This is a genomic window from Geobacillus sp. FSL K6-3411, from assembly GCF_037965715.1.
Taxonomy (GTDB): domain Bacteria; phylum Bacillota; class Bacilli; order Bacillales; family Anoxybacillaceae; genus Geobacillus; species Geobacillus thermodenitrificans.
Window position 1 is genome coordinate 501,560 of record NZ_CP150187.1, and the last position, 12,581, is coordinate 514,140.

Annotated in this window: 10 protein-coding genes and 1 pseudogene; 7 read left to right on the forward strand and 4 right to left on the reverse strand. The window is 43.0% G+C overall.

Going from position 1 to position 12,581, the window contains the following annotated elements:
- Window positions 1-240: 240 nt before the first annotated feature.
- Window positions 241-852, reverse strand: coding sequence for a TetR/AcrR family transcriptional regulator (locus tag NSQ22_RS02480; protein ID WP_311088783.1), 612 nt, complete (start codon window positions 850-852; stop codon window positions 241-243).
- Window positions 853-1,028: 176 nt separating this feature from the next.
- Between NSQ22_RS02480 and NSQ22_RS02485 the strand changes: the two genes are divergently transcribed.
- The gene (locus NSQ22_RS02485; RefSeq protein WP_081157242.1) at window positions 1,029-2,435 is read left to right on the forward strand and encodes an MDR family MFS transporter; all 1,407 of its coding nucleotides are present in this window, start codon (window positions 1,029-1,031) and stop codon (window positions 2,433-2,435) included.
- Window positions 2,436-2,847: 412 nt separating this feature from the next.
- Here NSQ22_RS02485 and NSQ22_RS02490 read toward each other — a convergent pair whose 3' ends face one another.
- A complete protein-coding gene (locus tag NSQ22_RS02490; RefSeq protein WP_339264133.1) occupies window positions 2,848-4,017 on the reverse strand; it encodes an IS256 family transposase in 1,170 nt (389 codons plus the stop codon).
- A gap of 240 nt (window positions 4,018-4,257) precedes the next feature.
- Here NSQ22_RS02490 and NSQ22_RS02495 point away from each other — a divergent pair, with 240 nt between their 5' ends.
- The 4 genes and pseudogenes from NSQ22_RS02495 to NSQ22_RS02510 all read left to right on the forward strand — a co-directional run bounded on the left by NSQ22_RS02495 (window position 4,258) and on the right by NSQ22_RS02510 (window position 7,166).
- Complete coding sequence (locus NSQ22_RS02495; protein ID WP_339264134.1) at window positions 4,258-4,509, forward strand: transposase; 252 nt, start codon at window positions 4,258-4,260, stop codon at window positions 4,507-4,509.
- Window positions 4,496-4,921 carry a hypothetical protein gene (locus tag NSQ22_RS02500; RefSeq protein WP_223812809.1) on the forward strand — a complete coding sequence of 142 codons (426 nt, stop codon included), beginning with the start codon at window positions 4,496-4,498 and terminating at the stop codon, window positions 4,919-4,921. The genes NSQ22_RS02495 and NSQ22_RS02500 overlap by 14 nt, the downstream gene beginning before the upstream one ends.
- A 292-nt stretch (window positions 4,922-5,213) precedes the next feature.
- A complete protein-coding gene (locus NSQ22_RS02505) occupies window positions 5,214-5,501 on the forward strand; it encodes a transposase (RefSeq protein ID WP_223812810.1) in 288 nt (95 codons plus the stop codon).
- A 91-nt stretch (window positions 5,502-5,592) separates the two neighbouring features.
- Window positions 5,593-7,166 (forward strand): annotated as a pseudogene (locus tag NSQ22_RS02510) (IS1182 family transposase).
- Between the two features lie 967 nt (window positions 7,167-8,133).
- On the opposite strand, the gene NSQ22_RS02515 reads toward NSQ22_RS02510, so the two are convergent.
- Together NSQ22_RS02515 and NSQ22_RS02520 are read right to left on the reverse strand one after the other, a co-directional pair.
- Window positions 8,134-9,362 (reverse strand): IS3 family transposase gene (locus NSQ22_RS02515; RefSeq protein ID WP_099233002.1). Its coding sequence is split into 2 segments (ribosomal slippage): window positions 8,134-9,092 and window positions 9,092-9,362, totalling 1,230 coding nucleotides; the frame shifts between segments, so codons are not numbered across the junction.
- A gap of 427 nt (window positions 9,363-9,789) precedes the next feature.
- A complete protein-coding gene (locus NSQ22_RS02520) occupies window positions 9,790-10,923 on the reverse strand; it encodes an IS4-like element IS5377 family transposase (protein ID WP_015374614.1) in 1,134 nt (377 codons plus the stop codon).
- A gap of 137 nt (window positions 10,924-11,060) precedes the next feature.
- Between NSQ22_RS02520 and NSQ22_RS02525 the strand changes: the two genes are divergently transcribed.
- The gene (locus tag NSQ22_RS02525; protein ID WP_339264595.1) at window positions 11,061-11,636 is read left to right on the forward strand and encodes an NAD(P)H-dependent oxidoreductase; all 576 of its coding nucleotides are present in this window, start codon (window positions 11,061-11,063) and stop codon (window positions 11,634-11,636) included.
- A gap of 353 nt (window positions 11,637-11,989) precedes the next feature.
- Window positions 11,990-12,457 carry a hypothetical protein gene (locus tag NSQ22_RS02530; protein ID WP_087959862.1) on the forward strand — a complete coding sequence of 156 codons (468 nt, stop codon included), beginning with the start codon at window positions 11,990-11,992 and terminating at the stop codon, window positions 12,455-12,457.
- Window positions 12,458-12,581 lie beyond the last annotated feature (124 nt).

Here is a 12,581-nt window from a genome sequence, read left to right on the forward strand (position 1 = left end):
GCACTTTGATATTTGTTTAGCTCTGCCGGTCTTTCTGGATAGAGATATCAAGTGGGCCATCGTCAGTGCACTTTGGTTCTTGAGGTAACCTGTAATGACATAACGGTTTGTTTCATTAGGCAAGAGGTAGACATTCGACCCATACATGGTCACGGATCAAAAAACTTTTACTAAAGGCAACTGATTTTTATTATAATTCACTGACTCCCTTGATTTCATAAAACAGCAATCATATTTTCGTTAAGCAAGAAAAACCGGAAGCAATATTTCATCAACCAATAACTCAAGACGTTTTGCATCCATAGTCTCTCTGCGCAGGAGATTTTCTACTCGGATGAGGTCAAAAGGCAAGGTCAGTGTCGCGTCGCTGACCTCTTTTATTTTTTCTCCCCGGTTTTTTGCGAACCCAAGCAGTTTACGCATGACCAAGATATTTTTATTTCTAGCGTTAGTTTCAATCTTCGACAATTTTTCGCTGTCTTGTCCTATCTCAAATAAAATCGCATTCATTATTTCAAGCCCACCCTCTGTATAAATGCTTTGATAGAGGGTAAGCAACTGCAACAAGTCACCACGCAGGCTTCCTGTGTCCTCGATCTTATCAATCAATTCCCCGCCGAGCGCGTTCTTCGTTTTATATTCCATGATTTCATGGATTAGGTCAAATTTTGTATTCCATCGCCGGTATAAGACAGTACGGCTGGTTTTCGCAGCATGTGCGATTTGCTGAAAAGTAAGATTGGTATAACCGACTTTTTTGATCAACTCTATCGTGGCGTTATAAATGCTTTCGATCAGTGCGTCTCCTCGTCTACGCACATTCTTGCTCGCATCGTTCATTTCATTCACCATCTCTCCGCAAAGTGTTTGCCAACACGAGTTTTTCAAGCTTATATTTCAGCAAAAATCGGAAAACATTATATCATAATTTAAAAAAAATTTTAAGGTACATATTGAACCTTATTTTTAAATCATTTATACTAATTAAGGTACAATATGTACCTTAATTAAAAATAGGAGATGGAAATATGGGAAAAGAAAAATTACCAAAAGGAATGATTAGCATCGCGTGGATTTTGGTGCTTGGTGCAATTCTGCCTATGTTGGACTCCACGATCATCAATATTGCGGTGAACGATTTAGCCAAAGCGTTCTCAACCACCTTTGCGGTTACGCAATGGGTGGTGACTGGATATGTTCTCGCTTTGGGGATGGCAGTCCCGCTTTCCGGTTGGCTGATGCAAAAATATGATGGCAAGAAAGTATACATGGTTGCATTGGGACTGTTCTTAATCAGCTCGCTTCTTTGCGGTCTTGCATGGGATATGCAGAGCTTAATCGCATTTCGTATGCTGCAGGGGCTCGCTTCCGGCATCATAATCCCAGCGCTGACGACTTTGGTTGTACAAGCTGCTGGCAGTGAAAACCTGGGCCGTGTCATGTCCGTTGTCGGTATTCCGGTGGTTTTTGGCCCTATTGCCGGACCGGTTATCGGAGGATTCATTTTACAGCACTTATCGTGGCATTGGTTGTTTTTTGTAAACCTTCCTATAGGGGGCATAGCATTACTCATCGCACAATGGAAATTGCCGAAGTTCGAGGCAATGAATAAATCTGCAAAACTGGACTGGATAGGGATTCTGTTGCTGGCCATGTTATCTGGAATGGTTGTCTTTGGCGTGACGGAGATTAGGGCACAGAACACGCGAGCAACTGGCATCCTGGCATTCGGCATTGGCGCTATCTCGTTGGTGGCATACTTGCTTTATGCGTCGAAGAGAAAGGATCAAGCATTGATACCACTGGATCTGTTCAAATCAAAAAATTTCAGTGCTGCGTTTCTTTCACTGTTTTTAGCCGGATTTGCCACCAATGGGCCTATGCTTCTCTTCCCGATGTTTTTTCAAAATGTACTTGAGCTCAACGTCATTACAGCGGCACTTTGGCTGATTCCCCAAGGTGTGGGAATGCTGGTCACACGGCCTTTGATCGGTAAAATGACGGATAAGCTCGGGGCACGGTATGTAGTACTGCCTTCCATTGCCATAACCATCATCGGGACACTTCCATTTGTATTCTTTGATGCCGACACGTCGCAATGGCTCATATGGTTGGTACTGTTTGTACGAGGAATAGGCGTCGGAGGGATCACGGTCCCTGTGATGAGTGATTCTTACGTAGGGCTCCAAAAGCTGCAAGTCCCAGCAGCCAGCGTTGCCACCCGCATCATCCAAAACGTTGGAGCCGCCTTTGGTTCCGCCATTTTGGCAACGGTGGTCAGCAACGCTCTAAATGTGAAGGAGGCTACAGCAGCCAACTTTGCCGGCGCTTATCACGCAGGTTTTATCACAAGCTTAATCTTCATGGTAATTAGCATTCTGCCTGCACTGTTTTTGACAAACAAGATGAGCATAGCGAGGGTCGAAGGACAGTAATCTGCATCTAAGGCTTTGATTGTGAAATATATGAGTTGCTACTCTCATTAGAAATCAGAATGGCCTCTTGTCGGTGATCATTGACAAGAGGCAATCAGACTGTTGAAAAACGATTTTGTCAAGGGACAAAACCGTTTTTTTTATGATATATGTTGAGAAAACAACTGATGAGGAGAAACCACTTATGTACTACTACCAATCGAACGTAGAGATTCAACAAAATCGTCAAACTTATGAATCCATGTATGATCCGAGGTACCGTCAAGAATTTTGTGTAATGTAATGGGGTAGGGTTTCTCTGAAATGGATTTGAATTGATAGGGGACTGATTTTCTCCACACAGGAGACTGAATATTCAGTCTCTTGTGCGGAAAGGGAAAATCCCCTTATTTTGTTTATTTACAATATTTGGTTAACAATAACGTTCTTCAAACATTCGTTGAAGGGCTTCTTGCGCTTCGGCAAATCCTCGCAACTTTCGCCCTGCCCATTTCTCGTTAAAGTCCTGTATCGTCAAATATACGACTTTTTCAGCGGCTTCTAAACTGCTCAAACTGTTCATCGGTTTTAGGCGTTTCCGAATCTCCTTGATCGTTCGTTCGATGGCATTGGTCGTATAAATCACACTTCGAATACTGCTTGGATAGTCCATAAAGGTGAGAAGGACATCCAACTCATTTGCCCAAGATTGGACTTCCCTTGGGTATTTGTGAGACCATTTGGATTGAAACTGTTGAAACATCTCCAATGCGATTTCTTTATTCGGAGAACGATAAATGAGTTTCAGGTCCTCCGCCATTTCGAATTGATCTTTTTTCCGAACACGGCTGAGGGTGTTGCGGACTTTGTGCACGACACAGCGCTGCACATCGGCTTTCGGATACACCGCCTTAAAGGCTTCCTCCAACCCCGGAAGGCCATCGAAGACGCCAAGAAGCACTTCCTTGACGCCTCTTTTGTAGAGCTGTTGGAGAATCTCCTGCCATACATAGGCGCTTTCTTGTCCTCCTACGAAGAAATCAAGAATTTCACGATACCCTTCTTCGTTCACCCCCAATACCACATAAATAACTTCTTTCTCTACCGTATCCCGGCGAAGTTTCACGTACAAGCCGTCCAAATATAAGACCGAATAACGCTGGTGTAGTGGACGAGCGTGCCATTTCTCGATGTCTTCCTTCACGACATCGGTAATCCGGCTGATCGTCGCAGGAGAATAGGTGCTTCCTAGAATTCGTTCGATAAACTTGCCAATTTCACGCGTGCTCATGCCACTTTGGTACATCCTGATGATGGCTTCCTCCAGCCAGCCCGTGTGGCGTTGGTAAGGGGCAAACAGCTGCGTTTGAAATTCTCCGTTTCGGTCTCTAGGGACCAAAAGACCTTCAATCCGACCGTATTGCGTATCTAGATTTCTCTGATAGTAGCCGTTTCTCATATTCGACGTTCCAGCCTGTTCAATTTCGAGGAAATTTTTAATTTCTTCCCGCATGATCAGTTCTAATTTTTCCTTTACAAACTGACGAATAACACTTTCCAGTTGATTTGCCCAGTCTACATTCGGTATACTTCTTTTAGACATAGGTAGGGTTCTCCTTTCTCTGGAATGTTTTGGTCCAAATCAGAGAATACCCTACCTTTTTTCTTTTGGTCTAGCAAAATGCTTTACACAAAATTTTATACATCATCTGATCCGAACCATATCTTGGTTCCCATCGATAAATGGATGGATTGAAACAGTGTATATCAGTTACTTGAACCGTTTTATCCAAGTACCATTGGTCGCTCCACGATGGATCCGTTGATTTTTGTAAAAATCCTCATGATTCAATATCTAGAAGGGTTTCGATCCGTTCGGTTTACCTGTAAACAAATCCAGCAACACGCCACGTATCGCTGGTTTTTAAGCATTTCCGCCACCGAGAAAGTCTCTTGCCACTCCAGCGTTTCCAAGTTTCTTCGCCATCGGGTCGATCCTGGTGTATGGGAAGCGTTATTTGGTCATGTCCTTCAATGGATTCAAGAAGATGGTTTCTTGTCTCCGGATACGTGGGCAGCGGATGAAACAGAGTGAAAAAGCGAATACCAATAAACAAAAACGCATCCAAGTGATTCAGACGATGGTGGTGAAAGAAGATGAGGGCGTGTTACAACTGGTCAATGAAAAACGACAACATCATGGAAAAAAACCGTTCGCTCCCAAAGCAGAGAAGCTGGCAACCAAAAGGATGATCTGTAGCACCACAGATCCAGATGCTGAGTTATCGGTTAAACACGATCCGCGCGGTCTCTTTGCGTTCCACGATCATCGAATCGTTGACACCTTGCATCATTTTATTTTGGACGCTTACGTAACGGCCGCCACCGTGCCTGGCCATCGGATTTTGATGGGGCGAATCGAGCGGGTTGAACATCAAGTAGGATATTCTCTCAAGGAAATCGTGTTAGACGCTGGCTATGATAACGCCCGACTAGCAAGAGAATGAGAGAAAAAAGGGATTTTGGCGTATATATCGTATCGACGTTTTCACCGAAAGGAACATCCCGATTGTCGTTCCGCAAAGTTCCAACAAGTCACAGACAGACGATGTGGATGCGTGTCCCTTTGGCGTAAAGTTCACCTATTCGACGTCCACCCGTTCTGGATATCATGAGTACAAACCAGCCGTAAAAGGAAGTTGTGTGGGATGTCCTGACGCAACAGGCGCAAAGGATCGTGTATTTCGAGTTTCCGTTCATCAAGATATCTACGAACAGATGCGGAAACAACGATGATCGATGAGAGGAAAAGTGTTGCGATCGGTACGTCCATCGACCATTGAGCGAAGTTTCGCCGAAAGCAAAGAACTCCACGGTCTTCGTTTCACACGATACCGTGGAGTCCAGCAAGTACAAATTCAGGTTTGGATCACCGCCATGATCCAAAACCTCAAAAAGTGGACCAAATTGCGATCAATCCAACAATATGGTCACCTACCAAATGGAAGAGAAAAAGAAAAGAAAAAGTTCACCCTCCTCATGAGCTTTTTCTTGACGTCTGACTTTTTCAACACCTTGAAAAGCTAAGCAACACGTTGCTTAGCTTCAGCTTGTCGACAAAGTCGACAAGCTGTTTTATTATGAAGGTAAGACGAGGGAGAAATGGAGGAAAGGAACGATGCTTCGGCCACACCAAGAAGATGGGCGCTATACCGAAACCACGGTGAAACTGGATGATCTGGTTCCAGAGGATCACTTGGTAAGAAAGCTGGATGCGGCCATTGATTTTTCTTTTATCTATGATGTGGTGAAAGATCTCTACTCTCCTGATCATGGACGTCCGAGCATTGATCCAGTGATGTTGTTTAAAATGTATTTGATTCAGTATGTATTTGGGATTCGCTCCATGCGTGAAACCGTCGAACAAATCCGAACCAACGTCGCCTACCGTTGGTTTTTAGGACTTAGTCTTCATGATCCCGTTCCTCATCACTCGACGCCAAGTAAAAACTATGCGCGTCGTTTCGCTGGAACGGATGTATTCCATCAAATTTTTTCACGGATTTTAAAAGAAGCCTTTGAACACGGATTGGTAGATTCGAGTGTCTTGTACGTAGACTCCACTCATGTCAAAGCAAGCGCCAATAAAAAGAAGTTTACAACGGAAATGGCAGAAGTCGAAGCCAAAGCCTACCAACAGGAACTCGAAAAAGAAATCGAACGGGATCGGATCGCTCATGGAAAATCGCCGTTGCCATCTGAGAAAAAAAAAAACGGGAAGTAAAAGTAAGCAAAACGGATCCGGAGAGCGGACTGTTGGTGAAAAATGAACGGGAGCGAGTGTTTGCCTATTCGTATCATACAGCTTGTGATCGCAACGGATGGATTCTACAGACCTACGTGACGGCAGCCAACGTCCATGACAGTCAAGCGTTTTTTGTGCTGTTCGAACGAGTGAAACGGGAAATCCAATCATGTCCGGAAGCCGTGTGTGTAGACGCAGGATATAAAACTCCTGCCATTGCCAAGTATTTACTCGAACAAGGGGTAAAGCCGATTTGGCCGTACACTCGCCCGAAAACAAAAGATGGATTCTTTCGGAAATCAGATTTTGTGTATGACGAATATTTTGATTGTTATCTATGCCCCAATGATCAAGTTCTATCTTACTCTACTACGAATCGGGAAGGGTACCGGGAATACAAATCGGACCCGGCGGTGTGCCGAAGCTGTCCGTATCTTCATCAGTGCACGCAAAGCAAGAGCTACACCAAAGTAGTCACTCGCCACGTATGGCAGGACTACTATGAAGAAGCAGAGCATTTGCGGTATGTTCCGGAATACCGGGAACTCTATGCCCTCCGAAAAGAGACGATTGAACGGGATTTCGCCGATATGAAAGAGAAGCATGGTCTGCGCTGGACGCATTACCGGGGATTGGAAAAAAATGAGGCGCAGGCGATGCTTGTTTGTGCTGCCATGAATTTAAAAAAACTGGCGAATTACCTATGGAAGGCGAAGCACCGCCCTTTCTTTTCCTTTGCATGGCTTCCCATCCTACCCACTTTTTTTGAAAACATAGTCTATTTATGGAACAAAATGGGTTTCAGACATTCGTCTGAAACCCATTTTGTCAACAGTCTGAAAGCACCAAAGGTGCTTAAAAAATATATTTCGAAAGATGCTCCTTATCGGAAGCATTGGTCTATTTTAGATAATGAATGGAGGGGGATTCTTGAGATCTTTGAGTAACACCCGAGTTCGACAGTGACTAGGCAAACAAATCGCCTCCCAGCCCTTGATACAGAAGGGCTGAGAGGCAATTGGGCATACTTCTAGCGTGTATCTAGGAGCGAGGATGAATGTCTAGGATCTTCAGAGGAGGCTCCAGCCCTAGAGCCACAGAGGTTTTCCTTTGTTTGGTCGTGATCTTTGTACACTGATAGAGGTCACGATATTTTGAAGAAAAATGTCCTAACGTGGAGCGCTGACATTTGTCTCTTACTTTCGGCCACGATTTTACTCTCGATTCGGATCAAGAGGAGGATTAGACCGTGGAGAAGCACGTGAGCATAGATGCAATCCTCCAATTGATGGTACATTGACAGTAACCACGGTTACCCATCGAATGTACATGTCTATATTATAAACAAAAAAACTTTATATTAAAAGGATTAAATTATAAAGCGTGTGCCTATGAAATTCGGCGTTTTTTCCTAGGTTAACCACCGCTAAACCCTTGATATAACGGCATTTCTGGCATTTTCATTTGCCTAAAATGGGCCTCAAACTGTCGAACTCGGGTAACAATGACCAAAGGAAACAAGAATCCCCCACTTCCACCGGCATTAGCCGGTAAGTGGGGGTAGTTCAATCTTTTTTGTATAGGCGGATGATTGAATATTAATGTGTTCCTAAAAATCCGTACATAAATAGAAAAATAAAGATAAAGGTTAATACGGCACCTAGTATTGTTTGATTAAGTGTGTTTCCATTACTGTTTAAATTTTTTAAAAAGCTTGCTAAATTTAAAAACCACAAAACACCTATTATTGGTAAAACAAGTAAGTATATATATTCCATTTAAAAAACTCCTTTTACTTGTAAAGTTTGAACTCCCCCGGATTGACCCCCTAAATTTGGACACATCCTATCTTAATTTTAGGTTATTCTCAAAATTTCTCGTTTTTTCTTGGCAAGAAGACAAAATCCTCTTGCCTTATACGCGAACTTCTTTGATGATTAACGATTCCGTTTGCGCTTTTTTGTAAAATTCATGCGGTGGAAGATCGAGAATACTCGAATGAATCCTTCGCTCGTTATAAAATTTCATGTACTCCATCACGGCTTGATAAGCTTCTTCATAGCTGTCAAACGCCATTCTTCCTAGACATTCCTCCTCCAGTAAACGATGAAACGCTTCCATATGCGCATTCATATTCGGCGTCCGTGGTGGAATCCGTTCATGTTCGATTCCAAATCGCTCACAGGCAGCTTCAAAGGCATGAGAAATAAATTGCGGGCCGTTGTCTGTCCGAATCACAGGTTTATTTGCCTGTTCAAATTGCTGACGCTTGAATAACGCTCTTTGAAGCGTCTTTACGGCATCGCTTCCTGAACAACTCAACCCAATATGGTAATCAATTACCGAACGGTCATACACATCGATGAGCGACAAAACAAAGAAAAAGCGTTCTTCTCCTTCGATATATCCATATTTCACATCCATTTCCCATAACTGATTCGAGCCTGTAATAATGCGATTTCGAGCGAGTTTCTTCGGATATGGAATCCGTTTCTCTCGCTGCGGACGTAGTAAGTCCATCGCTTTACACAATCGATATACTTTTTTCTTACTGATCACAAGCTGATGGTCTCTTCTTAACTGAATGGTCAGCTTTCGATATCCGTAGGCAAATCCTTCTCCCATCACAAGCTCAGAGAGCCATTCTTGGATTTGTTCGTCTGACACTTTTTCGCCAGTTGCCGTTAGAGAGTAGCCGGGTGTTGGACGTCCCCCACCTACTGTTTTCTTCTCGACTTTTCCGTTCTGCTGATAATAGTAGGTTGAGCGATTGATTTCTAGAATCTCCAATACTTTTGTAATCGGATATCTTTTCTTGATCCACTGCTCGGCTACTTCCAATTTTTCAGTAAGTGAAGGTTCTTCTTTTTTATCAAATCACGCAAAATCGCGATTTCTAAATCTTTTTCCCCTAATAGCTTCTTGAGCTGCTCGTTTTCTTCCTCCAGCCGTTTGATTTCAGCTGAAGAGGGAGAGGAAACCATTTCTTGTCCTAGTTTTCCTTCTTCATATGCCTTCACCCATCTTTGCACAAGATTCGGGCTAAGCTCGTATCTTCTAGCTACCAATGCTTTATTTCCGACTTCTAATGCTTCTTTCACCACTTGTAGCTTAAATTCCTTCGAATGTTTTCTTCGTTTCATGTAATATCAAAAGCCCCCTTCATTTGGTCACTTCGATTATAAAAAACACCTTATCGAGTGTCCAAATTCATTAGGGGGCTAATGAGCAATGACCTGCTTCGCATCAAGTGTAATACTGTGCTGGATAGAAAGTGTTGTGCTAAAAGGCAAATCGGATTGCCATCTATGACAAAGGTGGATCTCTTTCATCTTCAATAGGACTTCATTGATCACGCGGATAGAAGGTACCCGTATCACAATTTGGAGAAACAAGGTAAGACAAAACAATCTTCATATGAGAGGGTTTTTATATGAAAAAGAAAATTTTTGCATATGTAGGGACAAGGAATGAAAACTCTCAACTTATCCATTATATTAATAATCTAAAAAAAGACGTACTAAAATATAAAAATGATGATATTGAAATAGAGTTTAACACGAGTGTTGATTATCCAAAATTAGACATACGCCTTCCATAAATTTGGGCATACTCAAACAAAGCAGCGGCCATCCCGGATTTCCAATCGAGAGGAAGCTGCCCAGAGAAAAAACGGCGAACGAACGAAATGAAGGAAAGAGAGACGTTCGTCTGTTTTTTGGTTTGATCATACAGCCATCGCAGCAACACATACGCGATGAACGCCGCAAACAGTTGGTTGTATACCGCATTTTCCGTCGTGCCAAACAAGGTCGGGACATTCAGATATTGCTTCACCCAACGGAAAAAGACCTCAACAGTCCAACGTTGTTGGTACATGTCGGCAATGGTTTCCGCAGACGCATGGAAGAGGTTCGTCACGACCCGAATGTCGCGGCCATTCGCATCTCGAAAGATCACCACCCGGTGACGCTTGGTGGAGCGGCATTGTTTCGTCCCCAACTGGCACGTGAAGTCGGCTTGAACCGATGAGGATGTGCTGGAAAGGCGTTTCAAGCTTTTTTTCTGATGAAGTTCGATGTTGTCCTTCATCCGAATGACAAAGAGCTGATGCTGCTCCACAAATCGATCGAGGCGTTCGATTTTGAAATACGCCCGGTCTTCCACCAGCACTTGTTGAGCGTTCGTCAACTGTTCTCCCACCGGGCCATCATGACGCAGTCCGATGGTTTCCACCACGTCTGCCGGCAACGAGGATTCCGGCGAATACGCGACGTGCAGCTTCACTCCGGCGCGTTCGCCGTGATACGGCGCCCATGGCAGGCGGTTTTTCCCGACCGTGACGGTCGTCGAATCCACCACCCGAAGCGGTTTGGGAAACCGAAGCGAGCGGCGGGTTTGGCGGTTGCACTTGGAAATGATCAACGCCAACAAGCGTTTCATGATGTCATAGGGAACTTCTTTCGCTTTCTTGGATACAGTTGAATAATGGAATCGCGGCAATCCATACAGAGGCCCCACATCGGCTCCGTGGCGAAAGCTTTTCCATTGATGCATGGCGGCCAGCAGGAAGAAGTGAATCAACTCGCGCAACGTAAAGGTTCGAGACGAATCACGATACCCAACCGCTTCGGCAATCAGTTGAATCTCTTCATCCGAAACAAGTTTTTGCATCAAATTCGGGAGTGTGGTATGCTTGTTCATAGAGAGCACCTCCTGGGTTTGTTTGTGTCGCTACTCACATTCTACAGGAAAGGTGCTCTTTTTTCTATACCCTTTGGATTTTATTGGATAATCAACACGCCTGAGAGTTTAATATTTTTACAGCTTATAATACAAACATATATAATTCCCTAGGATGTAAAAACTGTTTCAATAAAGGATTTTGTAATCAGGATAAAATAGAAAACGATGATATGGCTTTATTAAAAGCTAAGATGCTGGAAGCTGATTTTCTAATATTATCAAGTCCTGTATACTCTCATAATGTTTCAGGAGATACAAAAACATTCATTGATAGAATAAGTTATTGGTGTCATCTTCTTAGACTAGCTGGTAAACCAGGTTTAGTTATTGCTTCAGCATCTAGCAATGGAGCACATTTCGTTATTGACTATTTGGAAAAGATTTTTAGATATTTAGGGGTATTAGTAGTTGGAAGAATAAGTATCTTTAGTGTTAAAGAACCTGATATTTATGAACGTGAGAAATGCGCTAAAATTATAAATGAATATCTCACTGGTAATCTTAAAGTAAAAAGTAACGAAGATTTGGAAGCTGTTTTTCAGACAATGAAATATATTATTAGTAACCAATCAGAAAACCATGCAGAATTTTTATATTGGAAAAATAGCGGAATGTATAACTGCAACACTTTCCAAGAATACCTAGATAAATTGGAGTATAATCTTGTATGAGATTTTATAATTGTACTTTAATAATTTTATTTATCCACTAGGAGATTGAATATTCAGTCTCCTAGTGGAAAACACGAACATTTTTTAATAGAGTGATTGAAAAGCTACGCAACTTTCTATAAGAACATCTTTTATTAAAGTTTTGGTTTATCGCTCTTTATATTTAATTACAAAATTTACATAGGCCCCCATAACAGAAAAATTCGTTACCATCGAAAGGATGAAAACGAATCCAGTCGAAGTATCTCCTTGCAACTGTAATCTGTTGGAAAATAAATCTATCGAGATGTTGGTGTCAATACTCAACATATTAAAATGTTTCCAGGACGAAAGACCGGTGTCAAAGATGCGGAATGGATCGTGGACTTATTACGTCAATGGATATTAAGAGGAAGTTGCATTCCCAACCATGCGCATGGGAGTGGCAGGAATGGATCCGCTATCGTCGCAGTTCCATCGAGGAACGGACACGACAACTCCATCGCATTCAAAAAGTACTCGAAGGAGCGAAAATCAAGTTATCCTCAGTGGTGTCAGAAATCAGTGGGGTTTCCGCACAGAAGATGATTCGGGCACTGATTCAAGGCACCGATGATCCAAAAGTGTTGGCTCAATTGGTTAAAAGGCGGCTGAAAAAAAGCGAAGAGCTCCAGAGCGTGTGGAAAGGACTCCTCTCTTCCCATCAGCGAATGATGTTAGCTGAACAACTGCGACAGTGGAATATTTGGATGAAGCGATTGCCTGATTCGATCAAAAGATTGAGGAGTGAATGCGCCCTTTTGATAAAGATCTGGAGCTCATCGATAAGATTCCAGGAGTAAACCGGCAGAGTGCGGGACAAATTCTTGCGGAAATCGACACCGATATGAGTCGTTCTTTTCCGCGGACGATCTCGTTTTATGGGCTGGGCTGGCTTCGGGAAACCATGAAAGTGCAGGAAAATGA

Excerpts from the sequence above, each read along its gene's own strand:
- NSQ22_RS02500 (WP_223812809.1), top strand. The coding sequence starts at position 4,496 with ATGAAACAGAGTGAAAAAGCGAATACCAATAAACAAAAACGCATCCAA.
- NSQ22_RS02520 (WP_015374614.1), bottom strand. The coding sequence starts at position 10,923 with ATGAACAAGCATACCACACTCCCGAATTTGATGCAAAAACTTGTTTCG.
- NSQ22_RS02495 (WP_339264134.1), top strand. The coding sequence starts at position 4,258 with ATGATTCAATATCTAGAAGGGTTTCGATCCGTTCGGTTTACCTGTAAA.
- NSQ22_RS02490 (WP_339264133.1), bottom strand. The coding sequence starts at position 4,017 with ATGTCTAAAAGAAGTATACCGAATGTAGACTGGGCAAATCAACTGGAA.
- NSQ22_RS02505 (WP_223812810.1), top strand. The coding sequence starts at position 5,214 with ATGAGAGGAAAAGTGTTGCGATCGGTACGTCCATCGACCATTGAGCGA.
- NSQ22_RS02530 (WP_087959862.1), top strand. The coding sequence starts at position 11,990 with ATGGATCGTGGACTTATTACGTCAATGGATATTAAGAGGAAGTTGCAT.
- NSQ22_RS02485 (WP_081157242.1), top strand. The coding sequence starts at position 1,029 with ATGGGAAAAGAAAAATTACCAAAAGGAATGATTAGCATCGCGTGGATT.
- NSQ22_RS02480 (WP_311088783.1), bottom strand. The coding sequence starts at position 852 with ATGGTGAATGAAATGAACGATGCGAGCAAGAATGTGCGTAGACGAGGA.